General features: G+C 54.2%; 15 protein-coding genes. 6 read left to right on the forward strand and 9 right to left on the reverse strand.

Going from position 1 to position 16,189, the window contains the following annotated elements:
- Window positions 1–98: 98 nt before the first annotated feature.
- From J2125_RS03900 to apbE, 4 genes are all read right to left on the reverse strand, one after another.
- Window positions 99–923 (reverse strand): hypothetical protein, encoded by an 825-nt coding sequence (locus J2125_RS03900; RefSeq protein WP_017799468.1) that lies wholly within the window; start codon window positions 921–923, stop codon window positions 99–101.
- A 25-nt stretch (window positions 924–948) separates the two neighbouring features.
- Complete coding sequence (locus J2125_RS03905; protein WP_017799469.1) at window positions 949–2,601, reverse strand: multidrug ABC transporter permease/ATP-binding protein; 1,653 nt, start codon at window positions 2,599–2,601, stop codon at window positions 949–951.
- Between the two features lie 195 nt (window positions 2,602–2,796).
- Window positions 2,797–3,438 (reverse strand): DNA oxidative demethylase AlkB, encoded by a 642-nt coding sequence (gene alkB / locus J2125_RS03910; RefSeq protein ID WP_017799470.1) that lies wholly within the window; start codon window positions 3,436–3,438, stop codon window positions 2,797–2,799.
- Between the two features lie 30 nt (window positions 3,439–3,468).
- On the reverse strand, window positions 3,469–4,506 hold the full coding sequence (apbE, locus tag J2125_RS03915; protein WP_017799471.1) for an FAD:protein FMN transferase ApbE: 1,038 nt from the start codon (window positions 4,504–4,506) through the stop codon (window positions 3,469–3,471).
- Window positions 4,507–4,999: 493 nt separating this feature from the next.
- Here apbE and J2125_RS03920 point away from each other — a divergent pair, with 493 nt between their 5' ends.
- From J2125_RS03920 to J2125_RS03930, 3 genes are read left to right on the forward strand one after another with little or no spacing between them, the layout of a single operon-like run.
- Window positions 5,000–6,019, forward strand: a complete 1,020-nt coding sequence (locus J2125_RS03920) for an ABC transporter substrate-binding protein (protein ID WP_017799473.1) — start codon at window positions 5,000–5,002, stop codon at window positions 6,017–6,019.
- Between the two features lie 12 nt (window positions 6,020–6,031).
- Window positions 6,032–6,796: an ABC transporter permease gene (locus J2125_RS03925; RefSeq protein ID WP_017799474.1), complete on the forward strand. Its 765-nt coding sequence runs from the start codon at window positions 6,032–6,034 to the stop codon at window positions 6,794–6,796.
- On the forward strand, window positions 6,793–7,581 hold the full coding sequence (locus J2125_RS03930) for an ABC transporter ATP-binding protein (RefSeq protein ID WP_017799475.1): 789 nt from the start codon (window positions 6,793–6,795) through the stop codon (window positions 7,579–7,581). The genes J2125_RS03925 and J2125_RS03930 overlap by 4 nt, the downstream gene beginning before the upstream one ends.
- A 38-nt stretch (window positions 7,582–7,619) precedes the next feature.
- On the opposite strand, the gene J2125_RS03935 is transcribed toward J2125_RS03930, so the two are convergent.
- Window positions 7,620–8,078, reverse strand: a complete 459-nt coding sequence (locus tag J2125_RS03935) for a nuclear transport factor 2 family protein (RefSeq protein WP_017799476.1) — start codon at window positions 8,076–8,078, stop codon at window positions 7,620–7,622.
- Between the two features lie 90 nt (window positions 8,079–8,168).
- On the opposite strand from J2125_RS03935, the gene J2125_RS03940 reads away from it, so the two are divergent.
- From J2125_RS03940 to J2125_RS03950, 3 genes are all read left to right on the forward strand, one after another.
- The gene (locus J2125_RS03940; protein ID WP_017799477.1) at window positions 8,169–8,735 is read left to right on the forward strand and encodes a TetR/AcrR family transcriptional regulator; all 567 of its coding nucleotides are present in this window, start codon (window positions 8,169–8,171) and stop codon (window positions 8,733–8,735) included.
- An 87-nt stretch (window positions 8,736–8,822) separates the two neighbouring features.
- Window positions 8,823–9,005, forward strand: coding sequence for a hypothetical protein (locus J2125_RS03945; protein ID WP_157819411.1), 183 nt, complete (start codon window positions 8,823–8,825; stop codon window positions 9,003–9,005).
- Window positions 8,971–9,534, forward strand: a complete 564-nt coding sequence (locus J2125_RS03950) for a hypothetical protein (RefSeq protein ID WP_157819412.1) — start codon at window positions 8,971–8,973, stop codon at window positions 9,532–9,534. Before J2125_RS03945 ends, J2125_RS03950 begins: the two co-directional genes overlap by 35 nt.
- A gap of 111 nt (window positions 9,535–9,645) precedes the next feature.
- Here the strand turns inward: J2125_RS03950 and ompC are convergent, their stop codons facing one another.
- The 4 genes from ompC to J2125_RS03970 form a co-directional block, all read right to left on the reverse strand.
- Window positions 9,646–10,749 carry a porin OmpC gene (ompC, locus tag J2125_RS03955; RefSeq protein WP_026111485.1) on the reverse strand — a complete coding sequence of 368 codons (1,104 nt, stop codon included), beginning with the start codon at window positions 10,747–10,749 and terminating at the stop codon, window positions 9,646–9,648.
- A gap of 604 nt (window positions 10,750–11,353) precedes the next feature.
- Window positions 11,354–12,523, reverse strand: a complete 1,170-nt coding sequence (locus J2125_RS03960) for a beta-barrel domain-containing protein (protein WP_017799480.1) — start codon at window positions 12,521–12,523, stop codon at window positions 11,354–11,356.
- A complete protein-coding gene (locus tag J2125_RS03965) occupies window positions 12,520–14,670 on the reverse strand; it encodes a type I secretion system permease/ATPase (RefSeq protein ID WP_017799481.1) in 2,151 nt (716 codons plus the stop codon). Before J2125_RS03965 ends, J2125_RS03960 begins: the two co-directional genes overlap by 4 nt.
- Before the next feature lie 37 nt (window positions 14,671–14,707).
- Entirely contained in the window at window positions 14,708–16,060 is a 1,353-nt protein-coding gene (locus tag J2125_RS03970) for a TolC family outer membrane protein (protein ID WP_017799482.1), read from the reverse strand.
- Between the last annotated feature and the right edge of the window lie 129 nt (window positions 16,061–16,189).

The following is a 16,189-nucleotide window of genomic DNA, read 5'->3' on the forward strand; positions in this document are numbered from 1 at the left end:
AGACGGCAGGCTGCTGATGCCCGGGTCTGAAAAGAGCTTAGCCTTTTGCTATCCCGCTGACTAATAACAATATCTTCAAAATAAATGCATTTAACTCATCAGGACTCACCGCTACGCAGCATAATACGCAGCACCGGCGCAGACTGCTCTGGCGGCAGCGCCATCACGCGCTGATAAAGATCGCTGATAATCCGGCACACCTGCTGATGATCGACATCATTACGCTGCGGTGGCACCAGCATTTTCAGGTCATCGCCATACTTCTGTCCCAGCTGTTGCGCAATCTGCTGCATACGGGCATTAGCCTGCAATGTATCCTGCTTACTGTTGCTTTGCGGCTGCTGATAAGAGGCGAGCAGCAGATGGTTATCCGTTTCCACGCGCTGCATTAACACTTCTGCCGAATTATATTTCGTCGGGTCAATGCCACCCGCGGTTTGTGGAAACAGGAACTGAAAGCACAGGCTACCGCCCTGCTGTTGCAGCTCGCCAAGCTGTAACAGCGTGACCGCCATATACTGATTGATATCACTGTCCGGCGCGTAATAGACCCGCCTGCCAATCACTTCGGCGATCTCAGCCTGCAACTGCCCCAGCGCCTGATGCCTGCTCATACCCTGCTCAATCGCCGCCAGTACCGACTGTTCCAGCGCCAGACGGGTTGCCGGATCCTGCTGTTGCAGGGTGACCATCACCGGCAACTTATCGAGGCTTTCACTGACCTGCTGGTGCACACTGCGGGTGCTGTCAGCGTCTGAGTTAAGGAAATCACTGCGCGCCACCTGGCTGCACACCAGCATCAGCGCGGTAAACAGCCCTGTCGCCAGCCACTTATCAATCTTTTTAGCTTTCACCAGCCAGCAGAGCCATGCGGCAGAAAGAGACCCTGTGGATATTAACAACACCATCTGTTGCATATTCATCATGTCTCCTCAGCAGGCAGAAACCTTAGTGTGCGGTATCGGTGCGTTTTACCGCGTCGAGCGTCGCCTGCTCACGTTCATGGCCGGTCAGCTCACTCAGCTGGCCATCGCGCATTTCCAGCAGACGGTCAGCATGGATAAAGTAGTGATCGTCATGGCTGATGGCAAATACCGTTTTCCCCATTCCCTGTAACCACGGCAGCAGTTCGCGGTAGAAGATGCGGCGGAAATGCGGATCCTGATCGGCAGCCCACTCATCCAGCAGCAGAATATCGCGCTGCTCGGCGGTGGCCAGCAGTAGCGCCAGACGCTTGCTCTGTCCCTTGGACAGTTGCAGATTCAGCACCTTATTGCCTTCCAGCTTCAGTTTATCCTGCATTTTCAGGCGTTCCAGCCACTGTTGCACCAGCGCCGGATCGGCAGGCACACCGTCGCGGCCAATCAGGCGGTCAAACAGATGAACATCGGTAAACACCGCCGAGAATAGCTTACGGAATTCATCGAGGCGTTCGCTATCAATGACTTCGCCATCCAGTATCAGCGCACCGGAGGCGGGCTGATATAAACCGGTAAGCAACATCGCCAGCGTCGATTTACCGCTGCCATTGCCGCCAATCAAAAACACCAGTTCACCGCGCTTCAGGGTCAGATTGATCGGACCGACGGCAAAACCGCTGTCACCGTAATGGAACACTACATCGCGCAGTTCCAGCGTCTGCCAGTTTTTCGACGGCGGCAGTGTGCTGAACGCTTCACGGTAGTCCGCCAGCTTAAAGGTATTAAGCTTATTAAACGCTACCTGCGCACTCAGTAAGGTTGGCAACGCGCCCACCGCCTGCAACAGCGGCGTACGCAGAAACAGCAGCGTCAGTGAATAGGTGGCGGCCACGGCGGTATCTGCCCAGCCAAGACTGTTGGCCATAAAGAAGGCAAGGCCAATCGCGCCAAGCATCATAATATTCGACCAGTTGACCGCGCTCAGATGGAACGTATCGGCACGAACAATATGGTGACGGTAGGTTTTCGCGTCTTGCTGATAGACATCTTCGAAGATCTGTTGCGCGCGTTCGCGGTTCAGCGCCAGCTCTTTGCGGCCATCGATCACCGTCTGATAATCTTTATACAGACGATCTTCGGTTTCACGCAGCGTCGCCAGATGGCGGTAAACCCGTGACACCAGCAACCAGCCGCCAACCACGGTGACCGCCACCCAGACAGTGGTCACCATCATCATTTGCGGCGAAAGCCACGCCAGATAAGCGGCGCAACCGATGGTGATAATAATCCCCTGAATCAGCTCCGGCAGGCGCACAAACGCCAGCGTAATATTGCGCACATCGCTGGTTAACCCCGCCAGCAGCTGGGCGTTACCAATCTGTTCGATACGTTCAACGCGGGTATCCAGAATACGTTTTATAAATTCGCCGCGCAGACGATAAATAAAGTGATGTCCCAGCTGGGTAAGCGCCAGCTGAGCGCCAAAAGTGACCGCCATCAGCAGCAGCAATAAACCCAGGAACTGAGGAAGCACCAGCAGCGACGAGTTAACATTCACAATTAACTCACGGTTAATAAAAGCAATCAGTCCAATCCCCAGCACAGCACTGAGCAGACTGAGGATCATTACCAGGATAAACGGCCAGCGGTACTGCTTATAAACAACGTAAAGCAACTCCATAACAACTTCCTGTGTTTTTTAAAATAATCAGAAAAACAAAAAGAACAAGCTGCCAGCAGTTTAATGAGAAGCGATTCGATAGCAATAATAATTCTCATTCTGCTATCGGTTTTCGGTTGTGGGGGCAATTATCGACACGGGCGGCGAGAACGCCGCCCCTACGATGTTGTGGGGGGGGGCCGTTATCGGCCCCGGTCAATGCGCGCGACGAAAAGTAATATTGTAGCGATAAGCGCCGGCAAGGGGATGCACGCCGGCTTTAAGCGGCAGAATGCCATGAAAGCGCAGACGGGACGGGCCACCCCATACCACCACATCGCCATGCTCCAGCAACACGCGCTGCGTGGCGTCACCACGCTCAAAACCGCCAAACTGGAACACCGCCGGCAGACCCAGTGAAACCGAAACTATCGGCTGGCGCAGATCCTTTTCATCCTTATCCTGATGCAAGGTAAGTTTCGCGCCCGGCTCATAGCGGTTTATCAGGCAGGCGTCAGGCTGGAAATCAGCAAACCCCGCCTGTGCGGCAGCGGCGGTCGCCAGCTGACGAAAGCGTGGCGGCATCGGTGGCCAGTGTCGTCCGGTGGCCTGATCCTGTTCGGTATACTGATAGCCACGCGCATCGGTTGACCAGCCAAGATCGCCGCAATTGGTCATCGCCACCGACATGCGGTGGCCACCCGGCGTAATGCGGTGATGAAACGGATTCTGCGCCGCCACGTCCAGCACCAGTGCCAGCAATTCCGCCCCCTCATCACGCACCAGACGACGTAATATCACCGCGCCCTCTGCCAGCGGCTCCGACCAGGGCGCATCATCAGCGAACAGATCCAGCATACTTTTCTCCTGCACCGCTTAGCGGCGGCGCTATTGTTTCTGAATAAAGGCCGCAAACTGCGGCGACATCCAGCTGGTGAAACCGTCATCCTGCTTACTGATCAGATATACCGCCAGTTTTTCGCGTATCGCCAGCTGTCTGGCTTTTTCCGTACCCAGCACCATCAGTCCGGTATCCCAGCCATCCGCTTCCAGCGCGGTGGTGGCGATCACCGTTGCTGATACCAGCTTATGCTCAATCGGGCGTCCGCTCACCGGGTCAATAACATGAGAAATACGTTTCCCGTCCAGCTCATAATAGTTGCGATAACTGCCGGAGGTGCTGATGCCATGCCCCTGTAAATCGACCACCGCCTGCACAGCACTCTGCTGATCGGTAGGTTTCTGGATGGCGACGCGCCAGGGTTTATCTTCGGCATTTCTGCCGCGCGTCAGCACCGCTCCGCCGACGGAGACCAGATAGTTATTAATCCCCTCTTTCTCCATCAGTCGCGCCAGATGGTCAGTGGCAAAACCCTCACCCATCGTCGAGAGATCGACATACAGCGCTGGCAGATCTTTTTGCAGCCATTGTCCTTCACCGGTCTGGATCACCTTCAGATGCTGTAAGCCGGTCAGCGCGCGCGCCGCATCAATCTCCGCCTGGTCTGGCGTATGAGTTGGCTGCCTGTCCGGCCCAAAACCCCACAGATTGACCAGCGGCCCGACGGTAATATCCATCGCGCCGCCAGTTTTAATGCCAATCCGCAGCGCCATGGTGATGATATGCGCCATATTGGCGCTGACCGGCTGCGGCTGCGAGCCGCGATACTGATTAAAACGGGACAGTACGGAATCGGTTTTCCATGTTGACAACTGATGATCGTCCTCATCAAGTTGCTGCTGAATCGTCTGTTGCAGCGCGGCGCCACGCGTGCTGTCGACCCCCGCGAGGCTGACGCGCCAGAATGTGCCCATGGTTTTACCTTCCAGCACCAGCGGAGAAGCCGCCAGCGCCTGCGGCCTGTCACAGGACGCTACGGTTAAACATGCCAGTAAAAACGCCCCTCGCAGCAGATAACACTTCATACTATTTCCCTGTTGTTGCTCTTTGTTAACAAAAATTGCCGCAGTTAAAGCATTTGTAAATCAGCCAACGCCCCCTTGACCCCAGCGCTTCGCCTGACCAGAATGAATGTCCGAGACAGCGATCTCACTCAAGCTATTTGCGTATGACAACAAGCTATAAAGGAGACTTATATGCAAAATATCGTGCTCCTCGTAGTGCTGATTGGTCTGGTGATTTACTCAGGCCATAAATATTATAAACAGACTCGAGCTAAAACTCTTACCCGCCAACGCCATCGCTAGCATTCCATTAAGGCCCCGTTTATCGGGGCTTTTTTGATCTCCGCACGCAAGCACCATTACGGAACAAGCTGCACCAAAGCGATGCTAGCAATCCGGTGCGCCAGCGATAAATCCCTTGTACAGCGCCAGCAGTAAACCTGGCACAACTTCTGCTTAATGTTTTTTATCTTGTATACAAGTGTACACAACATTGAGAAGCTGGGAGCTGGCTATGAGCGAAGATAAAAAAACGGTAAATATTGACCTGTTGCGCCGCCGCCTGATGAAGTACTCCGCCCTGACCCTCGGTGGCGTGGCGCTGGAGGGCATGCTCGGCAGTCAGCTGGCCTTCGCCGCCGAAGAAGAGATTCGCATCGGCTACTGGCCGATTGTCGGCGGTTTACCCCTATATGTCGGCGTCGAGCGCGGTCTGTTTAAGCAGGCCGGACTCAATGTTAAAGCGGTAAAATTCGCCAGCGCACAACAAGTGGTCGAGTCGATGATCACTGGCCGCATTCACGGCTGCGCCAACGGTACTGCTACTGGCGCACTGGGACTGGGTGAAATCACCAGTCCCAATCTGTTTAAAATCATCTGCGCCAATCCATCTAATGAAAAAATGGTGCTGGATGAATTTCTGGTGCCACTCAATAGCACAGTACAAAGCATCGCAGAACTAAAAGGCAAAAAAATTGCCTGCGGCCCCGGCATTCAGAACGTCACTATGGCAAAAATCATTCTGGAAAAAAATGGTTTTACCGCGCCACAGGTGATGGAGCTGCCGGTCGGTCAGCATGCCCCTGCCCTTGCTGCCGGACAAGTCGACGGTGTCTATACCCTCGAACCCACCGGTACCGTGGGCCGTATGAAAGGTCTGGCGCGGGTGCTGGAGACCGGCGTGATTTCCAGATATGTGCTGGGCGATGCCGCCGCGCCATGGTTTGGCGGCGCTGCCGCGCTGACCAGCAGTTTTATCAGCAGTGAAAATGCGCAGGCTACAGCCTTTATCGCCGCCTATGGCAAAGCCGTTGAATTTATTCAGCAAAACCCGGATGCCGCGCGTGAAAACGTCGCAGGCTACACCAGCATTGAACCGGCACTGGTGAAAGAGGTGCCGCTGCCGGGCTTTGTGATGTACGACCAGCTTACGGGCAATAATCTGCAATGGTTCCAGAAATTTTATGACGTGTTTAGCGAGCGTAAAATTTTCCGTCAGCCAGTAGACGTCGCCAAAATTATCTATCACGCCTGACAGGGAGGTTATATGTCATCACGCTGGTCACGTCGCCTGCTGCCGTTTATCGGCCCGGTGGTACTGTTTTTGCTGTGGCAAACGGCGGTAAGCGCCAGATGGCTTAATCCGGTGCTGCTGCCTTCGCCTGGTGAAACCCTTGGCTATCTGTTTTCGATGCTGGGTGACGCCAGCATGATGCAGGATATTGGCGCCACGCTGTATCGCACGCTAATGGCGTTCGCTTTTGCTGCGGTGATTGGCGTGCCGCTCGGCATCGTGTCAGGCAGCAGCGAAAAAGTCTACCGCAGCGTCGAGTTCCTGATCGACTTCTTTCGTTCTACCCCCTCGTCGGCGCTGATCCCGCTATTTATGTTAATTTTCGGCATCACCGACGCCAATAAAATCGCGATTGCCGCCTTTGCGGCGGTGCTGGTGATCCTGTTTAACAGCGCTTATGGCGTAATGAACGCCAAAAAGACCCGGTTAATGGCGGCGCAAGTGATGGGAATTTCACGCTGGCATATTTTTAAAGACATTATGCTGATGGAGAGCCTGGCGCAGACTTTTGTCGGCCTGCGTACCGGCGTCTCCATGGCGCTGGTGATCGTGATTGTCTCCGAGATGTTTATCGGTTCCGAAACCGGGCTGGGACACCGCATTATCGACGCCCAGCAGGTGTTTAATATCAAAGATATGTACGCTTCGATTCTGATTACCGGCGCTTTTGGCTACCTGCTAAATCTGGTTTTTCTGCTGATTGAGAAAAGTTTCGTCCACTGGAGTGGCAAAGCATGACGACAACGGAAATGATCTATCCCGCCCGTAACACCCACGTCACTATTCGCGGCCTGTATAAATCTTTTGCCGGTCAGCCGCTCTATCAGAACCTCAATCTTGATCTGCCAAAGGGCAAGATTGTCTCGATTTTCGGCCCGAATGGTTGCGGCAAATCAACGCTGATGAATATGGTGGCCGGGCTGATCCCGCCCGACCAGGGTGAAGTGCTGTTTGATGGCAAAACCCTTGCTGAAACCACCATTGGCTATGTCTTCCAGAACTATCGTGAGGCGCTGTTCCCATGGATGAGCGCATGGAAAAATATTGCTTATCCGCTGCTGCGCCGCGGCATGAGTAAAAGCGCGGTGCAGGCGCGGGTGCAGGAACTGGCGCAGATGTTTGATATCCGCTTTGATTTGCAGCGTTATCCGTATGAGCTGTCGGGTGGACAGCAGCAGACGGTATGTATTATGCGTGCGCTGGCGCCTGGCCCGGAGGTGATGTTTCTCGATGAGCCTTTCTCCGCGCTGGATTTTGAAATGACGCTGTTTATTCGTGACAAGCTGCAGGAAGTGCAGCAGGCCACCGGGGTGACCATGCTGATTGTCTCTCATGACCTTGAAGATGCGGTGTTTCTCGCTGACGAGATCCTGCTGCTGACCCGGCGGCCCACCAGCGTCGCCGAAATTGTGCCCTTTACCCTGCCGCGTCCACGCGGTGCGGAAGCGATGAGCGATCCGGAGTTTATCCGCGTCAAAGCCCATACGCTGGCGGTATTTAAACGCGAAATGGCGGCAGGCTAAGCCATCTCAGGCTCTGTCGCTGGCGGCAGAGCTGATTATTAACAACCCAGTTCACTTAATCCCGGATGTTCATCCGGGCGGCGCCCCAGCGGCCAGTGAAACAGACGATCGTCCGGCTGAATTGGCAAATCGTTGATGCTGGCGAAACGCTCGGTCATCAAACCTTCCGCATTAAAGCGCCAGTTTTCATTGCCGTAGCTGCGAAACCAGTTACCGCTGTCATCATGCCATTCATAGGCAAAACGCACCGCAATCACATCGTCGCTACAGGCCCACAACTGCTTGATTAAACGATACTGGTGCTCTTGCGCCCATTTACGGGTCAGAAAGGCAACGACCTGATCGCGACCATGGATAAACTGCGCGCGATTACGCCAGCGCGTGTCCGGCGCATAAACCTGCGCGACGCGTTGCGGATCGCGTGAATTCCACGCATCCTCGGCCATACGCACTTTTTTGCTGGCGCTGGCATTATCAAACGGGGGAACTAATGACATATGGCCTCCTGAAGTAAGTAGACAACTCTGTCTACCTGTATTACTCTGCCGTATGTAGACAGAGTTGTCTACCACCATCTGAGGAATTTGATGCTGATCTCCGAACCTTGTAATGCGCAAGCCAGCGCCCACGATCGTATTCTTGCCAGCGCCCATCGCCTGTTTTATCAGGATGGTATTCGCGCGACGGGCGTTGACAAGATTATTGCGGCGGCTGGCGTCACCAAAGTGACTTTCTATCGTCATTTTCCGGCGAAAAACGATCTGGTTCTGGCTTTCCTGCAGTTGCGCCATCAGCGCTGGATCGCCGGTTTTCAACAGTTGCTGGCGGCAGAACAGTGCGCAAAAAATCCTGTCCGGGCGTTAACCGCGGCATTCCACCGCTGGTTTCAACAGCCCGACTTTCGCGGCTGCGCCTTTATCAATGCCGCCACCGAACTGGCCGATACGCTGCCAGAGGCGCTGGCTATTGTGCAACAGCATAAGCAGCAAATGTGCGCAGCGATTGCCGCGCATTTACCCGCAGAGCAGCAGAGCCGGGCGGAGCTGGTGGCGATATTAGTGGATGGCGCGATTGTGCAGGTGCAGATGGGTAAAGATATTGAGCGAACGGCGTTACTGCTGGAGGAGGCGCTGGGGGCGATACTGGCGCGATAGCGATCAGTGCTTGTAAATATTGCAGGCCTGATTCCCATCGGCCTGCTCAGAGTTTATACTGCTCACGTAGATTAACGGAGGCTCTTTATGAAACATTCTCCAAAGCAGAATGCTGCAATTCTTAGTCTCGATGCTCCGACTGTAAGGCTTACCGGGACGCGTAAGCAGAAGACGGCTCAGCTGAGTAAAATGTTTGCTCAGGCTGAAGAAAGGATTCAGGGAGAAAACAAACATCGTGGCGATCGAGAAACGCTTTATAGCAAAAGTTGAGTTCAGCGAAGAATTTGCTTACGCCAGTGCCAGACTGGAATACGGCACTGAAAAAATGCATAAAATGAATTTTACTCTTGGTGAAACACTTCTCCAGACGGTGATCAGGCTCACTGATCATATCGAAGACACTCACACAATCTCTCTATATTCTGGCGACGATTCACCCGGCTGGGGACGCGTTAAAGCCATGGATACCTTTGAAGCTGCTGACGGGCGTGTAGCTGCTGGCATCGGGTATTATGTTGGTTTTTTTCATGGCCGAATTATTGCTGGAAAACATGACCCCCTGATCATTGTTTCGTTTCGCGGAAAGATGGTCGATATTCCCATTGGCTACGACAGCGCCTGGGAGGTAGCAATCTTCCATGGTGTCAGCGATCACAAGGTTCTGTTCGGTGAAGGTAGTGAAAAGTATGATGAAGATTTTATGCGCAAAAAGCGCGAGAAAATCTCAGACATCCTGAATTTTCACGCTCATTATCCAGGCTGCGATAGCGCAGCAGAAGATCATAACACTCAAGAATAAACAATGATAAAGCCAGCAATGCTGGCTTTATTTATATGAATCACCAGCTAATTACGCTGGCATTTTGGTTAAGGCAGGAGCGGGAGCGCACTGCGACGCCCCCGTTGACACTTAGAACTGGTAAACCAGACCCAGCGCCACAATATCATCAGTATTCACGCCAGCATCCTGGGTGAACTGATTGTCATCCAGCATATTGATCTGGTAATCAACATAGGTGGACATGTTTTTGTTGAAATAGTAAGTCGCGCCCACATCGATGTATTTTTTCAGGTTCTGTTTGCCATAACCTTCAACATCGGTACCGCGTGAGGTGACGTAAGCCAGTGACGGACGCAGGCCGAAGTCGAACTGATACTGCGCCACCAGTTCCCAGTTTTCTGCTTTATCCGCATAACCGTATGCGCCGGAACCACTGGTGCCGAAACGGGTTGCGTTATAGGACTTGGTATACATCGCCGCCAGGTAGATATTATTGGCGTCATATTTCAGACCACCGGTATAAGCGGTCGCTTTATCACCGCTACCCAGCGTGTCTGGGGCGTTCTGGTCTGTCGTACGGTCAGAGGAGAACATGGAGGCGCCGATACCGAAGCCAGAACCGATATCGTAAGTGGTGGACATACCCCAGCCATCGCCATTCTGGCCCAGAACATCACGGCCGTTTGGCGATTCCGTGGCGCTGCTGTTTTTGCCCTGATACTGAACCGCGAAGTTCAGGCCATCGACCAGACCAAAGAAGTTGCTGTTACGGTAAGTGGCCATGCCATTACCGCGCTGGAACATAAAGTTGTCAGCGCCGTAGGTGTCGCCGCCAAACTCTGGCAGTACGTCGGTCCATGCGCCGATATCGTACGCCACACCGTAGTTACGACCGTAATCGAAAGAACCCGCATCACCGAATTTCAGACCCGCAAATCCGACACGGGTATAGCTGTTTGCGGTGCCTTCTGACTCCGCGTTGTTCAGTGCAGCCTGGTACTCCCACTGGCCGTAACCCGTCAGCTGGTCGGAAACCTGGGTTTCACCTTTGAAACCGAAACGAACATAGGACTGATCGCCATCACTGCCGTCGTTATCGGAGAAATAGTGCAAGCCATCGACTTTACCGAAGAGATCTAATTTGTTGCCGTCTTTATTATAGATCTCTGCTGCACCCGCTGAGCCGGCGATCAGCATCGCGGGGACCATCAGGGAAAGAACTCGAAGTTTCATTTTATTACCCTCTAGTTATGTGCCTTATTTGCCACTGCGTGCTGAACGTTTAAAATTCAGCCGGCAAGCTATTGTCAATTTGAGGGAACTAATATGCTATCGGGAAAATGCTACTGAATCTCCGAAACTGTTTCAAACTAAATGATACATATTTCAAAATGTAATTTTTGCGGAACTTTTACACAGCACTCATAGCTAAAAAATATAGCACTTAATGCACCAAAATATATTAAACCTTATAAATCATTGAATTACATAAAATTACATTTTAAGCACTGAATGATAAAAATAATCTGCCATCAGGTTATAGAATGTACCCGCTATCATCATTTTATTTGATTATTACCTTCATTCACCCCGAATGAGATGTTATACCGTTATTTCCCGCCGAACGTTATTTGTTCGGCATTTTTTTTGCCCGTTTTCCGCTGATTATCTGATCGTCATTAAACGTAAACCTGTTTTACACGCGAAAAATAACCGCTCTTTATTAGCGCATTATTTGCATCTTTTAGCACGCAATGCTCATTTATAAGCGGCAATTATTTCCACTTATTTATTTTGTGGAAATAATCGACGTCTTAATTATTGCTGGCGCTATTTCCTAGCGTTCGCGCATTGATTCTTTAACTTTATTCAGCGGCTTAATCAGATAATCCATCACTGATTTCTGACCAGTTTTAATTTCAACACTGGCGACCATACCGGGCACTATCGGGAAGGTGCGTCCGGCGCGATTGGTTAATTCGGCCTTTTGTGTGCGTACATAGATGCGATAGTAGTATTGATCACGCTTCACCTCATCCTGCAGGGTGTCCGGTGAGACACTCTCCACATCGCCCGTCAGATTGCCGTAGATTGAGGAGTCATAAGCGGTAATTTTCACTGTCGCCGGCAGTCCTGGCCGGATATAGGCGATATCGCGTGGGTTGATGCGGGTTTCAATCAGCAGCTGATCCTCCAGCGGCACAATTTCCATCAGCTTGCCGCCCGGCTGGAGTACGCCGCCGACGGTGGTAACCTGAATATCTTTCACAATTCCGCGCACCGGCGAATAGAGCACCGCGTGATTCAGCTGATCCTGCTTACCGGTCAGCACCTGCAATTGCGCATCAAGATCGGCGTTATTCTTCACCTGCTCTTCACGCGCGCGCACCGCATAGTCATTGGTCGCTTCATCGATTTTACCGCGCAGTTCTGCCACCTGGCGCTGCAACCGAATCACCTCAACCTGTCCGGCCGCTCCTTTGGCGACCAGCGGCTGCGTCATCCGCAACTCATCCTGCACCAGTTTCATCGACTGCTGCAGATTTCTGACGGTCTCTGTCAGATTACGGCGACGTGACTGATAGAGCTGTGTTTCGCGCGCCACCAGCTCCGGCTCCTGCAGGGTTTCAGCACTAAACTGCAACGGCGCGCCGGTAAGTTCTGAACGCAGGCGCTCAGCTGAGGCGCGTAAAGTGCGCGCTTTGGATTGCGCTTCGCCAAAGTTGGACTGAAAACGGGTCGGATCCAGTCGTCCAAGAACCTGGCCCTTCTCGACAATATCCCCTTCATGCACATTCAGTTGTTCCACAATACCGCCATCGAGACTTTCAATCACCTGCGCGCGGGTGGAAGGCGTCACTTTACCGGTGCCCACTGTCACTTCATCGAGGATGGCGAAGTGCGCCCAGACCAGAAACAGCACCAGCGCGGCGGTCGAAATCCAGATAATCGCCGAAGTGCGTTTTTCATTTCGCTTTAGATCGCGGTCAATCAGAATCAGGCTCATGCGGCATCTCCCGCCCTGGTGGCGCCGGGATTAGTTGGGGTGACCGCACGCAGAATCTCATCGCGCGGACCGTCGGCAATAATCCGCCCGTTATCCATCACCACAATACGGTCAACCAGCTTCAGCAGCGCCGGACGGTGGGTAACCAGCACCAGCGTGCGTCCGGAAAGCCAGCCCTGCATCTGACGAATCACATGCTCTTCCAGCTGCTCATCCATTGACGCGGTCGGCTCATCCATCAACACCACCTGCGGCTGACGCAGGATCATGCGGCTTAACATCACCATCTGCCGCTGCCCGCCGGACAGCCCGCGCCCGCCCTCATTAATAATGCGGTCAAGACTGGCGGCATCCTGCTGCACCAGACTCAGCGCGCCGCTGATGCGCAGCGCCTGCAACATCTCCTGCTCGCTGGCATGCGGATTGCCCAGCATCAGGTTCTGCCGCAGGGTGCCAAAGAATAAGCGCGAATCCTGCGATAACCAGCCCAGCTGGCGACGCAAATCCACCGGATCAATCCGGCCAATATCCACGCCATCCACCACCACTTTGCCCTGGGTGGCGCTGGCCTGACCGGCCAGCAGTTTCAGCAGCGTTGATTTGCCGGCTCCCACCTTGCCGAGCAGGGCGATACGTTCACCCGGCTTAATTTGCAGCTTCGCCACATTGAGCACGTTTTTCACGTTCTCTTCATCATAGGTGTACTGCACATTGCGCAGATCGTAGTGGCCGGTCAGGGTTGGGCAGTGGGCAACTTCGCCCTCTTCCGGCTGATCCAGCGGACGTTTTAACAGCTCATCAAGACCGTTCATCGCGCTTTTCGCATGTTGCCAGCGCGAGAACACCATCGTAAGCTGCATCAGCGGTGCAATCGTCCGTGATGACAACAGGCTGCTGGCCACCAACGTCCCGGTGGTGATATCGCCACTCAGCACCAGATAGGTGCCGAACACCAGCATGCCGGCATAAGTCAGCTGCTGCACCGATGATGCCCAGCCGGTAAGGCGCGCGCCCCACAGCCGCTGTTTCATCCCTATCGCCGCGCTGACTTCGTGCGTCTGCTCCCACTGGCGCTGGAAGTAAGGCTCAGCCTGCAACGCTTTGATATCTTCAATCCCTTCAATGGTTTCCACCAGCACCGCATTACGCAGCGCCCCTTCGCGCATCCCCTCTTTCGCCAGCTTAGCCATCGGGATCTGCAACAGCAGGCCGGGGATCACGATTAACGGGATGGCCAGCAGCGGAATAATCACCAGCGGGCCGCCGATAAACGCCATAATAAACAGGAACAGGATCACAAACGGCATATCCGCCGCCGCCCCGACGGTGGTGGAGGTCAGCAGTTCACGTACCTGGTCGATTTCACGTAGCTGCGAGATAAAGGAACCGGTGGATTTCGGTCGCGCCTCGTTGCGAATATTCATCGCGCGGGCAAACAGCATTGACGACACTTTTAAATCGATGCGCTTACCCATCACATCCGACACCTGGGTACGCATCAGGCGGATCAGGTATTCAATCGCCGCCGCAATCAGCACGCCGACAAACAGCACCCACAGCGTCGATTCCGACTGCGCCGGGATCACCCGGTCATAGACCTGCATCGAAAACAGAATACCGGCCAGCGCCAGCACATTACCGACGATAGACGCCAGTGAGATCTCGGCAATACGCCGTCCCATGCCGCGAAAGTTATGCCAGAACCAGTGCTTTTTATAGGGCTGCACAAATTCGTCGATACGCGCATCACGCCCGCGCGCCGCGACACCAATAATCGCCACCTGCTCCTTACTCTGCGCCAGCAGCAGCGCCAGTTCGGTTTCGCGCACCACATCGCCGCCGTCGCTGATCCAGTAACGCGCATTGCCTTCCGCATCAATGGCTTCGACCACCGCCACGCTGCCGTTTTCCAGAATCAGCACCACCGGCGTCACTTCCTGACGCCAGCGAATTTTATCGCGCGGCATCATCGTCAGGTGCAGACCAAGCAGGCCCGCCAGTCGTTCCAGCTGCTGGCTGGCGCTCAGATGCTCAAACCAGCGCATCTGCTGGCGCAGGGTGTGACCTTCGGCCGGTTTACCAAAGCGGGCGGCTACGCGCAGCATCGCCTCAATCCAGTTTTCGGTGCTTGCGGTTTGTGTCGTCATCATTACTGCCTTTTATTCGTGGTACGCAGGTGAACCATTACAACGCAGGCAGGGTTTGCCCGCTGTTCGCTTCGCGATCGATCCCCATAATATCGAGCAGATTGTCTACCGCCGCGGCATAGCGTACGGTGGCGTCCCAGCCGTCATAGAGCGCTACAGTGCGCATACTGTCGGCCTGGAAGACATCCTGTTCGACGCTAAGCAGATCGTTCAGGCTGCGTTTATTCAGTTTGTATTCATCGGCATAGACCGAGCGGGTATGATCGGCGCTGGCCAGCTGATCCTCCCCCGCCTGCTGACGCTGCTGGGCGCCAATCATATCGGCATACGCGGTGGATGCCCGCTGGTTGATATCCAGCTTTGACTGTTCAATCGCCGCCAGTGCGGCTTCGCGTTCGCCTTGCGCCGAACGCGTTTTGGCGTTAACTAAACCGCCCTGATAGATCGGCGCTTCAACCCGTAACTGCAGCTGATCGTCCCAGTAAGAGCGGTTGTCGTTTTCATAGCGGGTGCGCCCCGCCTCAACTTTGATGGTGGGCCAGTGGTTGGACTGCGCCTGACGGACACGATCGCTGGCCGCTTCCTGTTTGGCCTGCGCACTGCGCACTGCGGCGCTTTTTTCGTAGGCAATTTTGTCCAGCGTGACCTGCTGTTGCAGCAGGCTTTGCGGCAGTTCCGGCAGATTGTCCGAAACCACCCCGGTCAGCACCGTCAGCTGCGCCTGCGCCGAGCGCTGCTGCGCACGATACTGTTCCAGTGTGGCGCGCATCCCGGCGATACGGGTTCCCGCCTGCAATACATCGGATTGCGAACTGAGTCCGGCATCGGCGCGCATCTGGGCAATATCGCGCACATGTTCCAGTGAGGCGATATTGCTGCGCGAGGCGAGTGTCAAAGCCTGATAGCGCTTCACCTCGAGATAGGCCTGCAGGGTATCCTGCGCCACGGTGGTCATGGTGTCGTACAGACCAAAGCGATAAGCATCAGATAATGCATGCTGTTCATCGATCGCCCCGCCGGTACGGCCAAAGTCATACAGCAGCTGGCTGAGCGTCAGCCCCCCGGAGGCATTATTATTCAGGCTGCCCGCCGAGTCGGTCTGGTTGGAGCGTCCGCCGCTGGCCTGCAGCGAAATTTGTGGATACCAGGCGCTTTTTGCCGCATCCAGATCGGCCTCACCGACGCGGATCTGCGCAGCGGCTTCGGCAATTTTAGGGTTGCGCGCAAAGGCGCGCAAAATCGCCTCGCGCAATGTCAGGGTGGCAATTTGCTCCTCGGTGGGCGCCGCTCGCCAGTTAAATTCTGCCTTGGGTTCTGCCGCCGCAACGGCATACTGTGTCGACAGGCTGCAAAACGCGCCAACACACAACGAAACCAACACTCTGTTCATGATTAACACCACAGCTTTAGCGTTTGTTGTCGGCTGTTAACGGTATAGCCCGTCTCAGCAAAAATGGGGAGCAGCGAGGTTTGCATCATGCCTGGTTCCTTATACAGCGATAAGTCCATTACGGACGGT

The organism is Winslowiella toletana (assembly GCF_017875465.1).
GTDB lineage: Bacteria > Pseudomonadota > Gammaproteobacteria > Enterobacterales > Enterobacteriaceae > Erwinia > Erwinia toletana.

Coding starts and splice junctions, on each gene's coding strand:
- J2125_RS03900 (WP_017799468.1), bottom strand. CDS start 923: ATGAATATGCAACAGATGGTGTTGTTAATATCCACAGGGTCTCTTTCT.
- J2125_RS03905 (WP_017799469.1), bottom strand. CDS start 2,601: ATGGAGTTGCTTTACGTTGTTTATAAGCAGTACCGCTGGCCGTTTATC.
- alkB (WP_017799470.1), bottom strand. CDS start 3,438: ATGCTGGATCTGTTCGCTGATGATGCGCCCTGGTCGGAGCCGCTGGCA.
- apbE (WP_017799471.1), bottom strand. CDS start 4,506: ATGAAGTGTTATCTGCTGCGAGGGGCGTTTTTACTGGCATGTTTAACC.
- J2125_RS03920 (WP_017799473.1), top strand. CDS start 5,000: ATGAGCGAAGATAAAAAAACGGTAAATATTGACCTGTTGCGCCGCCGC.
- J2125_RS03925 (WP_017799474.1), top strand. CDS start 6,032: ATGTCATCACGCTGGTCACGTCGCCTGCTGCCGTTTATCGGCCCGGTG.
- J2125_RS03930 (WP_017799475.1), top strand. CDS start 6,793: ATGACGACAACGGAAATGATCTATCCCGCCCGTAACACCCACGTCACT.
- J2125_RS03935 (WP_017799476.1), bottom strand. CDS start 8,078: ATGTCATTAGTTCCCCCGTTTGATAATGCCAGCGCCAGCAAAAAAGTG.
- J2125_RS03940 (WP_017799477.1), top strand. CDS start 8,169: ATGCTGATCTCCGAACCTTGTAATGCGCAAGCCAGCGCCCACGATCGT.
- J2125_RS03945 (WP_157819411.1), top strand. CDS start 8,823: ATGAAACATTCTCCAAAGCAGAATGCTGCAATTCTTAGTCTCGATGCT.
- ompC (WP_026111485.1), bottom strand. CDS start 10,749: ATGAAACTTCGAGTTCTTTCCCTGATGGTCCCCGCGATGCTGATCGCC.
- J2125_RS03960 (WP_017799480.1), bottom strand. CDS start 12,523: ATGAGCCTGATTCTGATTGACCGCGATCTAAAGCGAAATGAAAAACGC.
- J2125_RS03965 (WP_017799481.1), bottom strand. CDS start 14,670: ATGACGACACAAACCGCAAGCACCGAAAACTGGATTGAGGCGATGCTG.
- J2125_RS03970 (WP_017799482.1), bottom strand. CDS start 16,060: ATGAACAGAGTGTTGGTTTCGTTGTGTGTTGGCGCGTTTTGCAGCCTG.